17 protein-coding genes and 1 pseudogene are annotated in these 20,677 nt (G+C 53.3%); 13 read left to right on the top strand and 5 right to left on the bottom strand.

Features of this window, described 5'->3' with window-relative positions:
- Window positions 1-127: 127 nt before the first annotated feature.
- Window positions 128-1,294: a Na+/H+ antiporter NhaA gene (nhaA, locus tag IB196_RS18850; protein ID WP_188232444.1), complete on the top strand. Its 1,167-nt coding sequence runs from the start codon at window positions 128-130 to the stop codon at window positions 1,292-1,294.
- 38 nt (window positions 1,295-1,332) lie between these two features.
- Window positions 1,333-2,232 (top strand): transcriptional activator NhaR, encoded by a 900-nt coding sequence (gene nhaR, locus IB196_RS18845; protein ID WP_188232445.1) that lies wholly within the window; start codon window positions 1,333-1,335, stop codon window positions 2,230-2,232.
- Window positions 2,233-2,291: 59 nt separating this feature from the next.
- Here nhaR and rpsT read toward each other — a convergent pair whose 3' ends face one another.
- Entirely contained in the window at window positions 2,292-2,555 is a 264-nt protein-coding gene (gene rpsT, locus IB196_RS18840) for a 30S ribosomal protein S20 (RefSeq protein ID WP_003018940.1), read from the bottom strand.
- Between the two features lie 117 nt (window positions 2,556-2,672).
- Between rpsT and IB196_RS18835 the strand changes: the two are divergent.
- The 11 genes and pseudogenes from IB196_RS18835 to caiF all read left to right on the top strand — a co-directional run bounded on the left by IB196_RS18835 (window position 2,673) and on the right by caiF (window position 16,185).
- Window positions 2,673-2,876 (top strand): annotated as a pseudogene (locus tag IB196_RS18835) (DUF2575 domain-containing protein).
- 7 nt (window positions 2,877-2,883) lie between these two features.
- Window positions 2,884-3,822, top strand: coding sequence for a bifunctional riboflavin kinase/FAD synthetase (gene ribF, locus IB196_RS18830; RefSeq protein ID WP_188232446.1), 939 nt, complete (start codon window positions 2,884-2,886; stop codon window positions 3,820-3,822).
- 37 nt (window positions 3,823-3,859) lie between these two features.
- Window positions 3,860-6,676: an isoleucine--tRNA ligase gene (ileS, locus tag IB196_RS18825; protein WP_005124083.1), complete on the top strand. Its 2,817-nt coding sequence runs from the start codon at window positions 3,860-3,862 to the stop codon at window positions 6,674-6,676.
- Window positions 6,676-7,173: a signal peptidase II gene (gene lspA, locus IB196_RS18820; RefSeq protein ID WP_003018932.1), complete on the top strand. Its 498-nt coding sequence runs from the start codon at window positions 6,676-6,678 to the stop codon at window positions 7,171-7,173. Before ileS ends, lspA begins: the two co-directional genes overlap by 1 nt.
- A 117-nt stretch (window positions 7,174-7,290) precedes the next feature.
- The gene (fkpB, locus tag IB196_RS18815) at window positions 7,291-7,740 is read left to right on the top strand and encodes an FKBP-type peptidyl-prolyl cis-trans isomerase (protein WP_003018929.1); all 450 of its coding nucleotides are present in this window, start codon (window positions 7,291-7,293) and stop codon (window positions 7,738-7,740) included.
- Between the two features lies 1 nt (window position 7,741).
- Entirely contained in the window at window positions 7,742-8,692 is a 951-nt protein-coding gene (gene ispH, locus IB196_RS18810; protein WP_005124087.1) for a 4-hydroxy-3-methylbut-2-enyl diphosphate reductase, read from the top strand.
- Between the two features lie 66 nt (window positions 8,693-8,758).
- On the top strand, window positions 8,759-9,673 hold the full coding sequence (gene rihC / locus IB196_RS18805) for a ribonucleoside hydrolase RihC (RefSeq protein WP_040230178.1): 915 nt from the start codon (window positions 8,759-8,761) through the stop codon (window positions 9,671-9,673).
- Window positions 9,674-9,846: 173 nt separating this feature from the next.
- Window positions 9,847-10,668 carry a 4-hydroxy-tetrahydrodipicolinate reductase gene (gene dapB, locus IB196_RS18800; protein WP_005124090.1) on the top strand — a complete coding sequence of 274 codons (822 nt, stop codon included), beginning with the start codon at window positions 9,847-9,849 and terminating at the stop codon, window positions 10,666-10,668.
- Between the two features lie 454 nt (window positions 10,669-11,122).
- Entirely contained in the window at window positions 11,123-12,271 is a 1,149-nt protein-coding gene (gene carA / locus IB196_RS18795) for a glutamine-hydrolyzing carbamoyl-phosphate synthase small subunit (RefSeq protein ID WP_040230177.1), read from the top strand.
- 17 nt (window positions 12,272-12,288) lie between these two features.
- Entirely contained in the window at window positions 12,289-15,516 is a 3,228-nt protein-coding gene (gene carB, locus IB196_RS18790; protein ID WP_005124094.1) for a carbamoyl-phosphate synthase large subunit, read from the top strand.
- Window positions 15,517-15,789: 273 nt separating this feature from the next.
- Complete coding sequence (caiF, locus tag IB196_RS18785; RefSeq protein WP_003018912.1) at window positions 15,790-16,185, top strand: carnitine metabolism transcriptional regulator CaiF; 396 nt, start codon at window positions 15,790-15,792, stop codon at window positions 16,183-16,185.
- Between the two features lie 75 nt (window positions 16,186-16,260).
- On the opposite strand, the gene caiE is transcribed toward caiF, so the two are convergent.
- The 4 genes from caiE to caiB form a co-directional block, all read right to left on the bottom strand.
- On the bottom strand, window positions 16,261-16,857 hold the full coding sequence (gene caiE / locus IB196_RS18780; RefSeq protein WP_188232447.1) for a carnitine operon protein CaiE: 597 nt from the start codon (window positions 16,855-16,857) through the stop codon (window positions 16,261-16,263).
- 110 nt (window positions 16,858-16,967) lie between these two features.
- Window positions 16,968-17,753, bottom strand: coding sequence for a crotonobetainyl-CoA hydratase (gene caiD / locus IB196_RS18775; protein ID WP_188232448.1), 786 nt, complete (start codon window positions 17,751-17,753; stop codon window positions 16,968-16,970).
- Window positions 17,754-17,807: 54 nt separating this feature from the next.
- Entirely contained in the window at window positions 17,808-19,361 is a 1,554-nt protein-coding gene (gene caiC, locus IB196_RS18770; protein ID WP_040230172.1) for a crotonobetaine/carnitine-CoA ligase, read from the bottom strand.
- A gap of 62 nt (window positions 19,362-19,423) precedes the next feature.
- Entirely contained in the window at window positions 19,424-20,641 is a 1,218-nt protein-coding gene (caiB, locus tag IB196_RS18765) for an L-carnitine CoA-transferase (RefSeq protein ID WP_040230171.1), read from the bottom strand.
- Window positions 20,642-20,677: the final 36 nt, after the last annotated feature.

Raw genomic sequence — 20,677 nt, 5'->3', positions numbered from 1 at the left:
CTGTGTTCTCTCATTAGATAATGCTCGGAAAAACCGATTCATACATCATAAATAATCTAATTTTAACGAGCTTTTTGGGGGTGTAAGATAGTAATTACGAAGTATTCACCCAATAGAGAGAATAAAAGTGAAACATCTGCATCGTTTTTTTAGTAGCGACGCCTCGGGAGGCATCATTCTGATCATCGCTGCCGTGGTCGCTATGCTGATGGCAAATATCGGGGTTACCAGTGGATGGTACCACGACTTTCTGGAAACACCTGTCCAACTGCGGGTTGGCGCGCTTGAGATCAACAAAAATATGCTGCTGTGGATCAACGACGCGTTGATGGCGGTGTTTTTCCTGTTGATTGGTCTGGAAGTGAAGCGTGAGTTAATGCAGGGGTCGCTTGCCAGCCTACGTCAGGCGGCGTTTCCGATCATTGCCGCTATCGGGGGCATGATTGTCCCGGCGTTGCTGTATCTGGCATTCAACTATGCCGACCCTATCACTCGTGAAGGATGGGCAATTCCGGCAGCAACGGATATCGCTTTTGCGCTCGGTGTGCTGGCACTGTTGGGTAGTCGCGTTCCGCTGGCACTGAAAATCTTCCTGATGGCGCTGGCGATTATCGACGATCTCGGCGCGATTGTGATCATCGCACTGTTCTATACCAGCGATCTTTCCCTGCTTTCATTGGGGGTTGCCGCGTTCGCAATTCTCATTCTGGCGGTGTTGAATCTGTGCGGTGTCAGACGTACCGGTATTTATATTCTGGTTGGCGTCGTGCTATGGACGGCAGTGCTGAAGTCCGGCGTACATGCCACACTGGCGGGCGTGATCGTTGGTTTCTTCATCCCGCTGAAGGAAAAGCATGGTCGCTCTTCGGCGAAACGTCTGGAGCACGTCCTGCATCCGTGGGTGGCTTATCTGATTCTGCCACTGTTTGCCTTTGCTAACGCAGGTGTTTCGCTGCAGGGCGTTACGCTGGATGGATTGACCTCGATTCTGCCGCTGGGAATTATCGCTGGCCTGCTCATCGGTAAGCCGCTGGGGATTAGCCTGTTCTGCTGGCTGGCGCTCCGCCTGAAGCTGGCACAGTTGCCAGAAGGCACGAATTTCCAACAGATCATGGCGGTGGGTATTCTGTGCGGTATTGGCTTTACGATGTCGATTTTCATCGCCAGCCTGGCGTTTGGCAGCGTTGATCCAGAGCTGATTAACTGGGCAAAACTGGGGATCCTGATCGGTTCTTTACTGTCGGCAGTGATCGGTTATTGCTGGTTACGCACTCGATTGAACGTGTCAGCCTGATCGGCTGACGCTTTGGTGACAATTTTCAGGGAGAGAGTATGTCTCATATCAATTACAACCACCTGTATTACTTCTGGCATGTGTATAAGGAAGGTTCGGTGGTGGGGGCTGCCGAAGCGCTTTATCTGACGCCGCAGACCATTACCGGGCAGATCAAAGCGCTTGAGGAACGCTTACAAGGGAAGTTGTTTAAGCGTAAGGGGCGAGGGCTGGAACCCAGTGAGTTAGGCGAATTAGTTTTCCGTTATGCGGATAAAATGTTCACCTTAAGCCAGGAGATGCTGGATATCGTGAACTATCGCAAAGAGTCTAATTTGCTGTTTGATGTCGGCGTGGCGGATGCATTATCGAAGCAACTGGTTAGCAGCGTGCTGGATGCTGCGGTGGTTGAGAACGAGCAAATCCACCTGCGCTGTTTTGAGTCAACGCACGAGATGCTGCTGGAGCAGCTCAGCCAGCATAAGCTGGATATGATTATCTCCGATTGCCCGATCGACTCAACGCAGCAGGAAGGGCTATTCTCGGTGAAAATTGGCGAGTGTTGTGTGAGTTTCTGGTGCACCAATCCGCTGCCTGAGAAGCCGTTTCCGGCCTGTCTGGAAGAACGTCGATTGCTGATCCCCGGTCGTCGTTCGATGCTTGGACGTAAGCTGTTGAACTGGATTAACTCACAAGGACTGAACGTTGAAATCCTTGGCGAGTTTGATGACGCCGCGCTGATGAAAGCGTTTGGCGCAACGCATAACGCTATATTCGTTGCCCCTACACTGTATTCACACAATTTCTATGCTGATGATTCTATTGTTGAAATTGGACGCGTTGAGAATGTGATGGAGGAGTATCACGCCATATTCGCGGAGAGGATGATCCAGCATCCGGCGGTGCAGCGTATTTGCAATGCGGACTATTCCGCACTCTTTACGCCAGTGAGCAAATAAGCAGACATAAAAAAACCCGCTTACGCGGGTTTTTTCACAAAGCGACAACAAGCAGGCGATTAAGCCAGTTTGTTGATCTGTGCAGTCAGGTTTGCTTTATGACGTGCAGCTTTGTTTTTGTGGATCAGACCTTTAGCAGCCTGACGGTCCACGATTGGTTGCATTTCGTTAAATGCTTTCAGTGCAGTAGCTTTGTCGCCAGCTTCGATAGCTGCGTATACTTTCTTGATGAAAGTACGCATCATAGAGCGACGGCTAGCGTTGTGCTTGCGGGCCTTTTCAGACTGAACGGCGCGCTTCTTAGCTGATTTGATATTAGCCAAGGTCCAACTCCCAAATGTGTTCTATATGGACAATTCAAAGGCCGAGGAATATGCCCTTTTAGCCTTCTTTTGTCAATGGATTTGTGCAAATAAGCGCCGTTTAAATTCCAGCACTCGTTGCGTAGTGATGGCGCAGGATTCTACCAGCTTGCGTGGCGTGAATACAGCTTTTCCACGAGAAAAATTGCATTGGTGTGCCCGTGAAGGGCGTCAATTTGTTTCATAACAATGAAAACCATCCTCTTTCTGTTTCGTAGAAACAATCGCCGGTTAACGTTGACCGCGGTACAGGGTATACTTTCACGATTTTCACTGTTTTGAGCCAGACATGAAGCTGATACGAGGCATACATAATCTCAGTCAGGCCCCGCATGGGTGTGTGCTGACTATTGGTAATTTCGACGGCGTGCACCGTGGCCACCGTGCGTTGCTGCAGGGGTTGCGGGAAGAAGGGCGCAAACGCAATTTACCGGTAATGGTGATGATTTTTGAGCCGCAGCCGCTGGAGCTGTTTGCGACGGACAAGTCGCCTGCGCGCCTTACACGCCTGCGGGAAAAACTGCGTTATCTGGCGGAATGCGGCGTGGATTACGTACTGTGCGTGCGTTTTGACCGACGTTTTGCCGCATTAACGGCGCAGACTTTTATCAGCGAGCTGCTGGTTAAGCGCCTTGGTGTACAATTTCTTGCCGTTGGCGATGATTTCCGCTTTGGCGCTAGCCGTGCGGGTGATTTCTTGTTATTACAGGAAGCGGGCGCAGAGTATGGTTTTGATATCACCAGCACCCAAACCTTCTGTGAGGGCGGAGTGCGTATCAGCAGCACTGCGGTACGTCAGGCGCTGGCAGACGATAACCTGCAACTGGCCGAAAGCCTGCTTGGGCATCCTTTTACTATCTCAGGACGCGTAGTTCATGGTGACGAGTTAGGGCGCACTATCGGTTTTCCGACGGCAAACTTACCGCTGCGTCGCCAGGTGTCTCCAGTGAAAGGGGTTTATGCGGTTGAAGTGATGGGACTGGGTGATAAACCTTTCCCCGGCGTCGCCAACATCGGCACCCGTCCGACGGTAGCAGGCGTACGCCAACAGTTGGAAGTCCATCTGTTGGACGTTGTAATGGACCTGTATGGTCGCCATATAGATGTAGTGCTGCGTAAAAAAATACGCAGCGAACAGCGATTTGCCTCGCTGGATGAACTAAAAGCGCAGATTGCGCGTGATGAGTTGACTGCCCGCGAATTTTTTGGGCTAACAAAACCGGCTTAATGCCTATACGAGTTTTAAATACGGAACCGAGAATCTGATGAGTGACTATAAATCAACCCTGAATTTGCCGGAAACAGGGTTCCCGATGCGCGGCGATCTCGCCAAGCGTGAACCGGGAATGCTGGCGCGTTGGACTGATGATGACCTGTACGGCATCATTCGTGCGGCCAAAAAAGGCAAAAAAACCTTCATTCTGCATGATGGCCCTCCTTATGCGAATGGCAGCATTCATATTGGTCACTCGGTTAACAAGATTCTGAAAGACATTATCGTGAAGTCCAAAGGACTCACGGGCTATGACTCGCCGTACGTTCCGGGCTGGGACTGCCACGGTCTGCCGATCGAGCTGAAAGTAGAGCAGGAATACGGCAAGCCGGGCGAGAAGTTCACCGCTGCTGAGTTCCGCGCCAAGTGCCGTGAATACGCTGCTACGCAGGTTGACGGTCAGCGTAAAGACTTTATCCGTCTTGGCGTACTGGGCGACTGGTCGCATCCGTACCTGACCATGGACTTCAAAACCGAAGCCAATATCATTCGCGCGCTGGGTAAAATCATTGGCAACGGCCATCTGCATAAAGGCGCGAAGCCGGTGCACTGGTGCGTTGACTGCCGTTCCGCGCTGGCGGAAGCGGAAGTTGAGTATTATGACAAAACCTCCCCGTCCATCGACGTGGCGTTCCACGCTGCCGATCAGGATGCGGTGAAAGCGAAGTTTGGCGTTTCTGACGTCAACGGCCCGATCTCTCTGGTTATCTGGACCACTACCCCGTGGACGTTACCGGCGAACCGCGCAATCTCTCTGGCACCTGATTTTGACTATGCGCTGGTGCAGATTGACGGCCAGGCTGTGATTCTGGCGAAAGATCTGGTTGAAAGCGTCATGCAGCGTATTGGCGCGGCTGAATACACCATTCTCGGCACAGTGAAAGGCGCTGAGCTGGAACTGCTGCGCTTTACCCATCCGTTTATGGGCTTTGACGTGCCGGCTATCCTTGGCGATCACGTTACGCTGGACGCGGGTACCGGTGCGGTCCATACCGCTGGCGGTCACGGTCCGGATGACTACGTCATCAGCCAGAAATACGGTCTGGAAATCGCTAACCCGGTTGGCCCGGACGGCGCATACCTGGCGGGTACCTATCCGGATCTGGACGGTGTGAACGTCTTTAAAGCCAACGACAAAATCGTTGCGCTGCTGAGCGAAAAAGGCGCGCTGCTGCACGTTGAGAAGATGCAGCACAGCTACCCATGCTGCTGGCGTCACAAGTCACCGATCATCTTCCGTGCGACCCCGCAGTGGTTCGTCAGCATGGATCAGAAAGGCCTGCGCGCGCAGTCGCTGAAAGAGATCAAAGGCGTACAGTGGATCCCGGACTGGGGTCAGGCGCGTATTGAGTCGATGGTTGCCAATCGTCCTGACTGGTGTATCTCCCGTCAGCGTACGTGGGGTGTGCCGATGTCTCTGTTTGTCCATAAAGACACCGAAGAGCTGCATCCGCGCGCTATCGAACTGATGGAAGAAGTTGCCAAACGGGTTGAAGTTGACGGCATCCAGGCGTGGTGGGATCTCGATCCGAAAGATATTCTCGGCGACGAAGCTGACCAGTATGTCAAAGTCCCGGATACGCTGGACGTGTGGTTCGACTCTGGTTCAACTCACTCATCCGTCGTAGACGTGCGCCCAGAGTTTGCAGGGCATGCGGCAGATATGTATCTGGAAGGTTCCGACCAGCACCGTGGCTGGTTCATGTCTTCTCTGATGATCTCCACCGCCATGAAAGGCAAAGCGCCATACCGTCAGGTACTGACTCACGGTTTCACCGTGGATGGTCAGGGCCGTAAGATGTCCAAGTCTATCGGTAACACCGTTTCTCCGCAGGACGTGATGAACAAACTGGGCGCGGATATTTTGCGTCTGTGGGTTGCTTCTACCGACTATACTGGCGAAATGGCCGTTTCTGACGAAATCCTGAAACGTGCTGCCGACAGCTATCGTCGTATCCGTAACACCGCGCGCTTCCTGCTGGCGAACCTGAACGGGTTCGATCCGGTTAAAGACATGGTGAAACCGGAAGAGATGGTGGTGCTGGACAGGTGGGCGGTAGGTTGTGCGCAAGCGGCGCAGGACGAAATCCTGAAAGCCTATGAAGCCTATGACTTCCACGAAGTGGTACAGCGCCTGATGCGCTTCTGCTCCGTAGAAATGGGTTCGTTCTACCTCGACATCATCAAAGACCGTCAGTACACCGCGAAAGCGGAAAGCCGGGCGCGTCGTAGCTGCCAGACTGCGCTGTTCCATATTGCAGAAGCGCTGGTTCGTTGGATGGCGCCGATCATGTCCTTCACCGCCGATGAAATCTGGGGCTACCTGCCGGGCGATCGTGAGAAGTACGTCTTTACCGGTGAATGGTACGAAGGTCTGTTTGGCTTAGGTGAAACCGAAGCGATGAACGATGCCTACTGGGACGAGCTGCTGAAAGTGCGCGGCGAAGTGAACAAGGTTATCGAGCAGGCGCGTGCGGATAAGAAAGTCGGCGGTTCTCTGGAAGCGGCAGTGACCCTGTACGCTGAACCTGAGCTGGCGGCGAAACTGACCGCGCTGGGTGAAGAGTTGCGTTTTGTACTGCTGACCTCTGGTGCGACGGTTGCGGATTATGCGGCTGCTCCTGCTGATGCTCAGCAGAGCGAACTGCTCAAAGGTCTGAAAATCGTACTGAGCAAAGCCGAAGGTGAGAAATGCCCGCGCTGCTGGCATTACACTACCGACGTCGGCCAGGTGGCGGAACATGCAGATATCTGCGGACGCTGTGTCAGCAACATCGCCGGTGATGGCGAACAACGTAAGTTTGCCTGATGAGTAAGCCTCTTTGTTCAACAGGACTACGCTGGCTGTGGCTGGTGGTAGTCGTGCTGATTATCGATTTAGGCAGCAAATACCTGATCCTCCAGAACTTTGCTCTGGGGGATACGGTGTCGCTGTTTCCGTCGCTTAATCTGCACTACGCGCGTAACTATGGTGCGGCGTTTAGCTTCTTAGCTGACAGCGGCGGCTGGCAACGTTGGTTCTTTGCCGGTATCGCCATCGGTATTTGCGTCATCCTGATGGTGATGATGTATCGCTCGAAGGCGACGCAGAAGCTGAACAACATCGCATATGCGTTAATCATTGGCGGTGCGCTGGGTAACCTGTTCGATCGCCTGTGGCACGGCTTCGTGGTTGATATGATTGACTTTTACGTCGGCGACTGGCATTTCGCGACCTTCAATCTGGCCGATACAGCTATCTGTATCGGGGCGGCATTGATTGTGCTGGAAGGCTTCCTGCCGTCGAAAGAGAAAAAAGCCGCATAAAAAAATGCCGGATGGCGCTATGCTAATCCGGCCTACAATTTACTGCGATCCTTGTAGGCCCGGTAAGCGTAACGCCACCGGGCACACAGGTGGCAGCAATTTTAAAGAGCAACCTGCATGTCTAAATCAGTACAGAGTAACAGTGCGGTGCTGGTGCACTTCACCCTTAAGCTCGACGATGGCTCCACCGCAGAGTCAACCCGCAATAACGGCAAGCCTGCGCTGTTTCGCCTGGGCGACGGTTCTCTGTCTGAAGGACTGGAGCAACACCTGCTGGGGCTAAAAGAAGGCGATAAAACCACCTTTGCTCTGGAGCCGGATGCCGCCTTTGGCGTATCAAGTCCAGACTTAATTCAGTATTTCTCGCGTCGGGAATTTATGGACGCGGGCGAGCCAGAAATTGGCGCAATCATGCTCTTTACCGCAATGGACGGCAGTGAGATGCCAGGTGTTATCCGCGAAATCAACGGTGACTCGATCACGGTTGATTTCAATCATCCACTGGCTGGGCATACCGTTCATTTTGATATTGAAGTGCTGGAAGTCGAACCGGCACTGGAGGCGTAAAATGCAGATCCTGTTGGCCAACCCGCGCGGTTTTTGCGCTGGCGTAGACCGCGCTATCAGCATTGTCGAAAACGCGCTGGCTATTTACGGCGCGCCGATTTATGTCCGTCATGAAGTGGTGCATAACCGCTATGTGGTGGATAGCCTGCGTGAGCGCGGGGCTATTTTTATTGAGCAAATCAGCGAAGTGCCGGATGGCGCGATCCTGATCTTCTCTGCCCACGGCGTGTCTCAGGCGGTGCGTAACGAAGCCAAAGGCCGCGACCTCACGGTTTTTGATGCAACCTGTCCGCTGGTGACCAAAGTACATATGGAAGTCGCCCGCGCCAGCCGTCGTGGCGAAGAGTCGATTTTGATTGGTCACGCCGGTCACCCGGAAGTCGAAGGCACGATGGGCCAGTACAGCAACCCGCAAGGGGGAATGTACCTGGTTGAATCACCGGAAGATGTGCTGAAACTGAATGTGAAAAATGAAGGCAAATTATCCTTCATGACGCAGACCACGCTCTCCGTTGATGACACCTCTGACGTCATTGACGCGCTGCGCCAACGCTTCCCGAAAATCGTCGGGCCGCGCAAAGACGATATCTGTTATGCCACCACCAACCGTCAGGAAGCGGTTCGCGCGCTGGCGGAACAGGCCGATGTGGTGCTGGTGGTCGGCTCGAAAAACTCCTCTAACTCCAACCGTCTGGCTGAACTGGCCCAGCGAATGGGGAAAGCCGCGTATCTGATTGATGATGCGACTGATATCCAGGAAGCGTGGGTGAAAGCCGCGAAATGCGTGGGCGTGACTGCCGGAGCCTCGGCGCCGGATATCCTGGTGCAAAACGTGATTGCTCGCCTGCAGGAGTTGGGCGGTGGAGAGGCTATCCCGCTGGAAGGCCGCGAAGAAAACATTGTTTTTGAAGTGCCGAAAGAGCTGCGTGTGGATGTTCGTGAAGTAGAGTAAGTCTTTCAGGTTACGATTATGCGAAGATGCCAGACCTAACGTCTGGCATTTTTTTATGGAGAAACCATGCGCTTACCGATCATTCTTGATACCGATCCCGGCATTGATGATGCTGCCGCTATTGCCGCCGCGCTGTTTGCCCCTGAGCTGGATCTGCAACTGATGACCACTGTCGCAGGCAATGTGTCGGTGGAAAAAACCACCCGTAATGCGTTGCAACTGCTGCACTTCTGGAATGTGGATATCCCGCTGGCGCAGGGGGCATCAATGCCGTTGGTGCGGCCGCTGCGCGATGCTGCTTCCGTACACGGTGAGTCCGGTATGGAAGGATATGATTTTGTCGAGCACGACCGCCAGGCGATGGCAAAACCCGCATTCCAGGCCATTCGCGATGCGCTGATGCATGCCTCACAGCCCGTGACGCTGGTGGCAATTGGCCCGCTGACAAATATTGCGTTGCTGCTGACCCATTATCCTGAATGCGTATTTAACATTAAGCGCCTGGTAATTATGGGCGGTTCTGCCGGGCGCGGGAACTTCACGCCAAACGCCGAGTTTAATATTGCTATCGACCCGGAAGCGGCAGCGAAAGTCTTCCAGAGTGGGCTGGAGATCGTAATGTGCGGCCTGGACGTGACCAACCAGGCTATGCTCGCCCCGGACTACCTGGCGACGTTGCCTCAGCTTAACCAGACGGGAAAAATGCTGCACGCGCTGTTTAGCCATTACCGTAGCGGCAGTATGAATACGGGGCTGCGCATGCACGACCTGTGCGCTATTGCCTGGCTGGTGCGCCCGGATCTCTTTACGCTCAAGCCCTGTTTTGTCGCCGTTGAAACGCAGGGGGAATATACCTCTGGCACAACGGTAGTAGATATCGAAGGGCGGCTGGGGCAACCTGCTAATGTCCAGGTGGCACTGGGGCTGGATGTCGAGGGTTTCCAGCAGTGGGTGGCGCACGTTCTGGCGCTGGCCCCCTGATTTCCACGCTATATAACAATATGACGCTGCTTATTCCGTGGCGTCATGCCTTTTACTGATATCTTTCCCTGTTTATCATTAAATTCTAATTATCGATGTTTTCGGCTGGCGGCGCAGTGATACGCTGGTTAATCTGAAAACGATTTACGTAAAATTAACAAAAGAGAATAGCTATGCATGATGCACAAATCCGCGTTGCCATCGCGGGAGCCGGAGGACGCATGGGGCGTCAGTTGATTCAGGCCACGCTGGGTATGGAAGGCGTACAGCTTGGCGCGGCGCTGGAGCGCGAAGGCTCTTCCTTACTGGGCAGCGATGCCGGAGAGTTAGCCGGAGCCGGGAAAACGGGCGTTACGGTACAAAGTAGCCTTGAAGCGGTGAAAGATGATTTCGATGTTTTCATCGATTTTACCCGCCCGGAAGGCACGCTGGCGCATCTGGCGTTTTGCCGCCAGCACGGCAAAGGCATGGTGATTGGTACTACCGGCTTTGATGACGCGGGTAAACAGGCTATTCACGATGCCGCACAGGATATTGGCATCGTCTTCGCCGCGAACTTTAGCGTGGGCGTCAACGTCATGCTTAAGCTGCTGGAGAAAGCCGCGAAAGTGATGGGTGACTATACCGACATTGAAATTATTGAAGCGCACCACCGCCATAAAGTGGATGCGCCGTCAGGCACTGCGCTGGCGATGGGCGAAGCGATCGCCGGGGCGCTGGATAAAGATCTGAAAGACTGCGCGGTCTATTCCCGTGAGGGTTACACCGGCGAGCGCGTACCGGGCACGATCGGTTTTGCTACGGTGCGTGCGGGAGATATTGTTGGGGAACATACCGCGATGTTTGCTGATATTGGTGAGCGCATCGAGATTACGCATAAAGCCTCCAGCCGTATGACATTCGCTAACGGTGCAGTAAGATCGGCAGTTTGGCTTAAATCTAAGTCAAATGGCCTTTTTGATATGCGAGATGTGCTTGATTTACGCAATTTATAATGTTTACTACCCTTCGTGATGTGGTTATTGTAGTCGTAATTATTTGATTACATAGGGCAATATTTTATTGCCCTTTATTTTATCAATTTCAAGTCGATTTTTTATTGGGTTTTCTATTTTTATATGATTTCATATCATTTTGTGTTGGTGAAATGTGAATTTTGACCATTTGGTCTACTTTTTATCTCTTTCTCATGAGATTTAATACTCTTCCTGCTCCGCAAGCGTTTTCCACTCTAAGTTAGTTGATCTTTTTGATGCCTGGTGGCGGGTTAATTCGTCAGTGGCGCAAAATAATAATAAAAATTGTCCTTTTGGGTAGACTTTTACGTGGGCTATCTCTAGAATGCCGCCGTTTGCCAGAAATCCATAGGTAAGCAAATTTGCATTGATTCATGATGTGTTAATGAATTAATATGCAAATAAAGTGAGTGAATATTCTCTGGAGGGTGTTTTGATTAAGTCAGCGCTATTGGTTCTGGAAGACGGAACCCAGTTTCACGGTCGGGCCATAGGGGCAACAGGTTCGGCGGTTGGGGAAGTCGTTTTCAATACTTCAATGACCGGTTATCAAGAAATCCTCACTGATCCTTCCTATTCCCGCCAAATCGTCACTCTTACTTATCCTCATATCGGTAATGTCGGCACCAATGAAGCCGATGCAGAATCTTCTCAGGTACATGCGCAAGGTCTGGTCATCCGCGACCTGCCGCTGATTGCCAGTAACTTCCGCGATACCGAAGACCTCTCTTCTTACCTCAAGCGCCATAACATTGTGGCGATTGCCGATATTGATACCCGTAAGCTGACGCGTTTGCTGCGTGAAAAGGGCGCACAAAACGGCTGCATCATCGCGGGCGATAACCCGGATGCCGCGCTGGCGCTGGAAAAAGCGAAAGCTTTCCCTGGCCTGAATGGTATGGATCTGGCGAAAGAAGTCACCACCGCGGAGCCGTATAGCTGGACGCAAGGTAGCTGGACGTTGGCCGGTGACCTGCCGGAAGCCAAATCTGCCGATGAACTGCCGTTCCACGTTGTGGCCTACGATTTCGGCGCTAAACGTAACATTCTGCGTATGTTAGCGGACCGCGGCTGCCGCCTGACGGTGGTTCCAGCGAAAACCGCAGCAGAAGACGTTCTGAAGATGAATCCGGACGGTATCTTCCTGTCCAACGGCCCTGGCGACCCGGCGCCGTGCGACTACGCGATTACCGCGATTCAGAAATTCCTCGAAACCGATATTCCGATATTTGGTATCTGCCTTGGCCATCAGCTGCTGGCGCTGGCGAGCGGTGCGAAGACCATTAAGATGAAGTTTGGCCATCACGGCGGTAACCATCCGGTAAAAGATATCGACAACAACACGGTGATGATTACCGCGCAGAACCACGGTTTTGCGGTAGATGAAGCCTCCATGCCGGCCAATCTGCGCGTGACCCACAAGTCGCTGTTCGACGGCACCCTGCAGGGGATTCATCGTACTGACAAACCGGCGTTCAGCTTCCAGGGTCACCCTGAAGCGAGTCCGGGTCCGCACGACGCTGCACCGCTGTTCGACCACTTTATCGAGTTAATTGAGCAATACCGTCAGTCCGCGAAATAATCAGGAGTAAAAGAGCCATGCCAAAACGTACAGACATAAAAAGTATCCTGATTCTGGGCGCGGGTCCGATTGTTATCGGCCAGGCGTGTGAGTTTGACTATTCCGGTGCGCAGGCGTGTAAAGCCCTGCGTGAAGAGGGTTACCGCGTTATTCTGGTGAACTCTAACCCGGCAACCATCATGACCGACCCGGAAATGGCCGATGCCACCTACATCGAGCCGATTCACTGGGAAGTGGTACGCAAAATCATTGAGAAAGAGCGCCCGGATGCGGTGCTGCCAACCATGGGCGGCCAGACGGCGCTGAACTGTGCGCTGGAGCTGGAACGCCAGGGCGTACTGGCTGAGTTCGGCGTGACCATGATTGGCGCGACGGCGGATGCCATTGATAAAGCGGAAGACCGTCGTCGCTTCGACATCGCGATGAAGAAGATTGGTCTCGACACCGCGCGTTCAGGCATCGCTCACACCATGGAAGAAGCGCTGGCGGTTGCCGCTGACGTTGGCTTCCCGTGCATTATCCGCCCTAGCTTCACCATGGGCGGCACCGGCGGCGGTATCGCTTACAACCGTGAAGAGTTCGAAGAAATCTGCGAACGCGGTCTGGATCTTTCCCCAACCAACGAACTGCTGATTGATGAATCGCTGATTGGCTGGAAAGAGTACGAGATGGAAGTGGTGCGTGATAAAAACGACAACTGCATCATCGTCTGCTCCATCGAAAACTTCGACGCGATGGGCATCCATACCGGTGACTCCATCACCGTAGCACCTGCCCAGACGCTGACCGACAAAGAATATCAAATCATGCGTAACGCCTCGATGGCGGTACTGCGTGAAATCGGCGTGGAAACCGGCGGTTCTAACGTCCAGTTTGCGGTAAACCCGAAAAACGGTCGCCTGATTGTTATCGAGATGAACCCGCGTGTCTCCCGCTCCTCTGCGCTGGCGTCCAAAGCTACCGGCTTCCCGATTGCTAAAGTTGCCGCCAAGCTGGCGGTAGGTTATACCCTCGACGAGCTGATGAACGATATCACCGGTGGCCGCACTCCGGCTTCGTTTGAGCCGTCCATCGACTACGTTGTGACCAAAATTCCACGCTTCAACTTCGAGAAGTTCGCCGGTGCTAACGACCGTCTGACCACGCAGATGAAATCTGTCGGTGAAGTGATGGCGATTGGCCGCACCCAGCAGGAATCTCTGCAGAAAGCGCTGCGCGGTCTGGAAGTCGGCGCGACTGGCTTTGACCCGAAAGTAAGCCTGGACGACCCTGAAGCGCTGACCAAAATTCGCCGGGAGCTGAAAGATGCGGGCGCTGAGCGTATCTGGTATATCGCCGATGCCTTCCGCGCGGGTCTGTCCGTCGACGGCGTGTTCAACCTGACCAACATCGACCGCTGGTTCCTGGTGCAAATTGAAGAGCTGGTGCGCCTGGAAGAAAAAGTAGCCGACCTTGGCATCAACGGCCTCGACGCTGACTTCCTGCGCATGCTGAAGCGTAAAGGTTTCGCCGATGCGCGTCTGGCGAAACTGGCCGGCGTTCGCGAAGCGGAAATCCGCAAGCTGCGTGACCAGTACAACCTGCACCCGGTCTACAAGCGCGTGGATACCTGCGCGGCAGAATTTGCCACCGACACCGCTTACATGTACTCCACTTATGAAGAGGAGTGTGAAGCGAATCCGTCCGTCGACCGCGATAAAATCATGGTGCTGGGCGGCGGTCCAAACCGTATCGGCCAGGGTATAGAGTTTGACTACTGCTGCGTACACGCCTCGCTGGCGCTGCGCGAAGACGGTTATGAAACCATCATGGTCAACTGTAACCCGGAAACCGTTTCTACCGACTACGACACCTCCGACCGTCTGTACTTCGAGCCGGTAACGCTGGAAGACGTGCTGGAAATCGTGCGCATCGAGAAGCCGAAAGGCGTTATCGTGCAGTACGGCGGCCAGACTCCGCTGAAGCTGGCGCGTGCGCTGGAAGCAGCAGGCGTGCCGGTAATCGGTACCAGCCCGGATGCAATCGACCGTGCGGAAGACCGTGAGCGCTTCCAGCACGCGGTTGACCGTCTGAAGCTGAAACAACCGGCGAACGCCACCGTAACGGCCATTGAACAGGCTGTTGAAAAGGCAAAAGAGATTGGTTACCCGCTGGTGGTACGTCCGTCCTACGTTCTCGGCGGTCGCGCGATGGAAATCGTCTATGATGAAGCCGACCTGCGTCGCTACTTCCAGACGGCTGTCAGCGTTTCTAACGATGCGCCAGTGCTGCTGGATCGTTTCCTTGATGATGCGGTTGAAGTGGACGTCGATGCTATCTGCGACGGCGAAATGGTGCTGATTGGCGGCATCATGGAGCACATCGAACAGGCGGGCGTACACTCAGGTGACTCCGCATGTTCTCTGCCTGCGTACACGCTGAGCCAGGAAATTCAGGATGTAATGCGCCAGCAGGTGCAGAAACTGGCCTTCGAACTGCAGGTTCGCGGTCTGATGAACGTCCAGTTTGCCGTGAAGAATAACGAAGTTTACCTGATTGAAGTGAACCCGCGTGCGGCACGTACCGTTCCATTCGTCTCCAAAGCAACGGGTGTACCATTGGCGAAAGTCGCGGCGCGCGTAATGGTCGGAAAAACGCTGGCACAGCAGGGCGTCACCAAAGAAGTTATCCCGCCGTACTACTCGGTAAAAGAAGTGGTGCTGCCGTTCAATAAGTTCCCGGGCGTTGACCCGCTGTTAGGGCCAGAAATGCGCTCTACCGGGGAAGTGATGGGCGTGGGCCGTACCTTCGCGGAAGCGTTCGCCAAGGCACAGCTGGGTAGCAGCTCCACCATGAAAAAACAGGGTCGTGCATTGCTCTCCGTTCGTGAAGGCGATAAAGAGCGCGTGGTTGACTTGGCGGCGAAGCTGCTGAAGTTTGGTTTCGAGCTGGATGCAACGCACGGCACGGCGATTGTGCTGGGCGAAGCGGGTATCAATCCACGTCTGGTGAACAAGGTGCATGAAGGGCGTCCGCATATTCAGGACCGTATCAAGAATGGCGAGTACACTTACATCATCAACACCACCGAAGGTCGTCAGGCGATTGAAGACTCTAAGCTGATTCGCCGCAGCGCACTGCAGTATAAAGTGCATTATGACACTACCCTGAACGGCGGTTTCGCGACGGCGATGGCGCTGAATGCCGATGCCACTGAGAAGGTGACCTCGGTGCAGGAAATGCACGCGCAGATCAAAAAGTCATAAACAAAGAGTCCGGTGATAATTGCGTTAACCGGACCTGCAATATAATCTTGAAAGGGTTTCTGTAAAGAAACCCTTTTTTTATCTCTGGTAAGGTCATTCCTGGCCAAATGCAGTTTCATAACCACATTTTCAATGTAATAAGCACGATATTGCTCACACTAATCAACATTCAAGTCGCATACTATCTTTTATATCCACAATTTTAATATGGCTTAGTTTTTATTAATTTGGACAGGCCGTAGCCAGATTTTTAATTTGTGAAATGGTGTGCTTATGTGTGAAAAATATGTTGAAAGACCGCTCTATTTGTTAATTGCTGACTGGATGATGGCTGAAGATCGTTGGATCACCGCAAAGGAGATTTCCCGCCATTTTGATATTGAACACTGCAAAGCAATTAATACGCTCTCTTATATTCTGTCGGAAGTGGGAGAAATTGTTTGTGAAGTTAAGATGATCCCTAACCAGATAGCAGGCCGGGGCTGCCAGTGCCAGCGTCTGGTAAAAGTCATCAGTATTGATTCTCACCTCTACAACCGATTGAGCCACAATTTGCAGGAAAAAAAGGTGAGTGTGGCGAAAACACCGCGACTGTCTGCCGTTCCCCCAACAGAGCTCAACCGTGAGCAGAAATGGCAGATGATGCTCTCCAAGAGTATGCGTCGCTAATTGTCAGTTGCCTGATGGCGGCATAAACGGTGGTTGACGCGTAGGCCGGATAAGCGTGAGCGCATCCGGCATAGATTACTGGGCCGATTTCGGTTTCACATCTGTCGTGCCTTGCAGGCGCGGCCGGTTTTCTTCGACCTGCGTTAATGGCTGTGTTTCGCGTAAATCTGCCCGGCAGCGGATCGCAAGATCCTGATACTCTTTGGTGTTCAGCCGTTTCCAGTGCAACTCCTGGTCCGTGACTTCGCGCAGTACGCGAGCAGGTGAACCGACCAGCAGTTGCCTTGCCTCCCCCTGAAACCCGGCTTTGACAAAGCTCATGGCGGCGACAATGCTCTCTTCGCCAATTACCGCGCCGTCCATAATCACGCTGTTCATGCCGACTAGGGCGTCCCTGCCCACCACGCAACCGTGCAGGATTGCGCCATGACCGATGTGCCCATTCTCATGCACGATAGTGTCGGTGTCGCAATAACCGTGCATGATGCAGCCATCCTGCACGTTAGAACCCGCCTCCAGAATCAGGCGACCATAGTCACCGCGCAGTGAGGCATGTGGGCCGACGTAGACGCCAGCCCCCACGATCACATCACCAATCAACACGGCGCTGGGATGAACATACGCCTCTGGATGCACTACCGGGATCAGGCCTTCAAAGGCGTAATAGCTCATGGTTGTTCCTCGATTTTTTTTGCCGGATGGCGGCGTAAACACCTTATCCGGCCTACGGTTGTGCATGTGTTGTAGGCCGGATAAGTGAAGCGCCATCCGGCATAGTCACATTAACGACCTTTCCACACCGGATCGCGTTTTTCGGCAAATGCCAGCGGTCCTTCGAGCGCATCTTCCGAGTGCAGCACTGACGGATAGTGCTTCAGCACACCGCTGCGGATGTAACGGTAGCCTTCTTCCACCGGCATTTCGCTGGTTGCACGATAAATCTCTTTCAGCGCGGCGATTGCCAGCGGGGCGCTATTCACCAGCTGCTGCGCCAGTTCGCGCGCGCTGTCCATCAGTTCGTTCTGGCTGACGACGCGGTTCACAATCCCCCAGCGCAGCGCTTCTTCGGCGCTCATTCGTCTGCCTGTCATCACCATTTCGTTGACGATAGCCGGTGGCAGCAGTTTAGGCAGACGCAGTACGCCGCCGCTGTCAGGCACGATCCCCAGTTTGGCTTCTGGTAACGCGAAGCTGGCATTTTCCGCACAGACGATAAAATCCGCTGCCAGCGCCAGCTCAAAACCACCGCCAAACGCATAGCCGTTGACCGCGGCGATAACCGGCTTATCGAGGTCGAAAATTTCGGTTAAACCGGCGAAACCGCCTGGGCCAAAGTCGGCATCCGGCGCTTCACCTTCGGCCGCCGCTTTTAAGTCCCAGCCCGCAGAAAAGAATTTCTCACCGCCGCCGGTGATAATCGCGACGCGTAATTCCGGGTCATCACGAAAATGAAGAAATGCTTCCCCCATGGCAAAACTGGTTTTTGCGTCAATGGCATTGGCTTTAGGTCGGTCGAGGGTAATTTCCAGGATCGGGCCATTACGGGTCAGATGTAATGATTCACTCATAGTTCATCTCCAGATAAATAGATTTCCCGACAGGAGGAATTCCAGCCGGAAGGGTTATTTCAGATTTTTTTTGATTATTTTTCCTGAACAATTGCGCGGCAGATCGGTTCTTATCTCCATAAACGAGGGAACCTTGAATTTCGCCATATTGTTTTCGCAGAAACTGAAGAACTCAGCTTCGCTTAATGTTTCACCTTCATTAAGGACGATAAAAGCTTTAATGGCTTCATCACGGATCGAATCTTTAATACCGACAACCACAATGTCCTGAATTTTCGGATGCGCAGAAATAATATTTTCCAGCTCGACGCAGGAGACATTTTCCCCGCCGCGTTTAATCATGTTGCAGCGCCTGTCGACGAAATAAAAAAAACCGTCCGCATCCTGGTAACCCGAATCTCCGGTATGTAACCAACCCTCAGGTTCCAGTGCTTTGGCGGTAGCCTCCGGCTGGGCATAGTACTCTTTGAAGATGGTTTTGCCCGGCACGCCTTTAATGCAGATTTCGCCAATTTCTCCGGCGGGCAGGGGACGGTTGTGATCGTCACGGATTTCGGCTTCATAGCTAAAACCCACGCGACCAATAGAGGGCCAGCGCCGTTTGTCTCCAGGGCGATCGCCAATAATGCCGACGATGGTTTCGGTCATACCGTAGGAGGTCAGCAGCCTGACGCCAAAACGTTCGGTAAAGGCGTCTTTTTCCTGCTCGGATAAATTGAGATAGAACATCACTTCGCGCAGGTGATGCTGTCTGTCCGTTGGTGCTGGGGGTTGAACCATCAGCGTTCGGATCATCATCGGAATGCATTCGGTGACCGTCGCCTGGTATCTACGTACCTGATCCCAAAACGCCCTGGCGCTGTATTTTTCCAACAGCACAAAGGTGCTGCCTGCGGAGAATGCCGCCATGGCTGCCGTACACTGACAGTCGATATGAAAAGCGGGCATCACCGTCATGTAGACGTCGTCATCGCGCAGGGCGATTTGCCAGGAAGTGTAGTAGCCGGCAAATCGCAGGTTGTAGTGGGTAATCACCACCCCTTTAGGCCGTGAGGTGGTGCCAGAGGTAAACAGAATTTCCGCCGTATCGTCCGTGGATAATGCGGGCGTGTAGCACAGCGTGGCGGACTGGCGGGATTGCAGTTGGGTAAAGTGGCTCACGCCGTCGTCAACCGGAAGCTGTTCGCCAATCAGACAGATATGATTAAGCGGTGTGGTATTTTCCAGCCGTATCTGGCGGTACATAGGATAAAACTGGGCGCTGGTGACCAGCAGGCTTACCTGGCTGTTTTGCAGGATCCAGGCGCTTTCTTCACCCAGCAAACGGGCATTAATTGGTACCATGATGGCGCCAATTTTTGCCAGCCCAAACCAGCAAAAGATGAATTCCGGACAGTTATCCAGATGCAACGCGACCTTGTCGCCTTTGCGGATCCCTAAGCAATGGAAAAGGTTCGCCGTGCGGTTAATCTCTTCATTGAGCGAGGCATAGCTAAACTGCCGAACGTTTCCTTCGCAGGATTCGAAAATTAACGCCGTTTTATCTCCGTACACCCCGGCCAGGTCGTCCCACATCAGACGTAAGTTTTGTCCGCCAACGATATCCATATTGCTTTATCCACTGAAATCAGGCGTGAGCGCTAACCCATTCGCGGGTCAGCGCGTCGCGTTTATTCCTCAACTCTGGCCAGGCCTTTGCCGACCAGCTCATTTATGTCTGCTTCGCTATATCCAATGTTTTTCAGAATGGCGGCGGTATCCATGCCGTGTGACGGCATGCCACGCCAGATTTTCCCCGGGTTGTTTTTAAATTTCGGCATGATATTCGGTCCTTTGCAGGTGCGACCGTCCATCGTTTGCCACTGAGTAATAGACTCACGGGCAACGTACTGCGGGTTGCCTTCCAGTTCCGGAATGGTCAGCACCTTCGCGCAGGCGATATTTAGCTCAGCAAAGCGCGCCTGGACTTCGGCGATGGTGTGCGTTGCAAGCCACGCGTCCAGTTTCTCTTCCACGAGCGGGCCGTAAGGGCATTCCACGCGATGGATAAGCTGGGTGCCTTCCGGGACTTCCGGTGTGCCAAGAATGTGGGCGAGGCCAATATCGTTGAAGCACTCGTTGATTTGCGTGATGCCGACCAGCTCCATGACGATATAGCCATCGGCGCATTTATACAGGCCGCAGCCAGCGTAATACGGGTCTTTGCCTTTGGTCATGCGTGGGCAAATTTCGCCGCCGTTAAAGTAATCCATCATGAAGTACTGACCCATGCGCAGCATGACTTCGTACATGGCGATATCAATGCTTTCACCTTTGCCCGTTTCGCGTACTTTGTGCAGGGCAGCCAGCGCCGCTGTCGTTGCGGTCATCCCTGAGAAGTAGTCGGCGGTGTACGGGAAGGCAGGCATTGGCTGATCAACGTCGCCGTTTTGGATCAGATAGCCGCTGAACGCTTGTGCGATAGTGTTATACGCCGGAAGATTGGTGTACTCCTCGGTACCAAACTGGCCGAAGCCGGAAAGGTGGGCGATAACCAGTTTTGGGTTATGTTGCCACAGCACTTCATCGGTAATACCGCGACGGGCAAAGGCCGGGCCTTTACTGGCTTCAATGAAGATATCGGTGGTTTCCATGAGCTTCAGAAACGCTTCCCGACCTTCATCTTTGAAAATATTGAGTGACAGGGCGTGCAGGTTACGACGTGAGAGCTGCGGATAGTTAGGCTGTACGCGGATGGTATCGGCCCACGCCACGTTTTCAATCCATATAACCTCAGCACCCCATTCAGCGAACATCTGCCCGGCGAACGGACCGGCAATCTCGATCCCTGAAAAGACAACGCGTACCCCGGCAAGTGGGCCAAAGGTTGGCATTGGTAAGTGATCCATAATTTTGCTCCTGGCATTTTTTTGCGGTATGTAGGC

It is taken from the genome of Citrobacter sp. C6_1, from assembly GCF_014596835.2.
In the GTDB taxonomy this organism is placed as follows: domain Bacteria; phylum Pseudomonadota; class Gammaproteobacteria; order Enterobacterales; family Enterobacteriaceae; genus Citrobacter; species Citrobacter pasteurii.
This window is presented reverse-complemented; position numbering and strand designations above follow the sequence as displayed.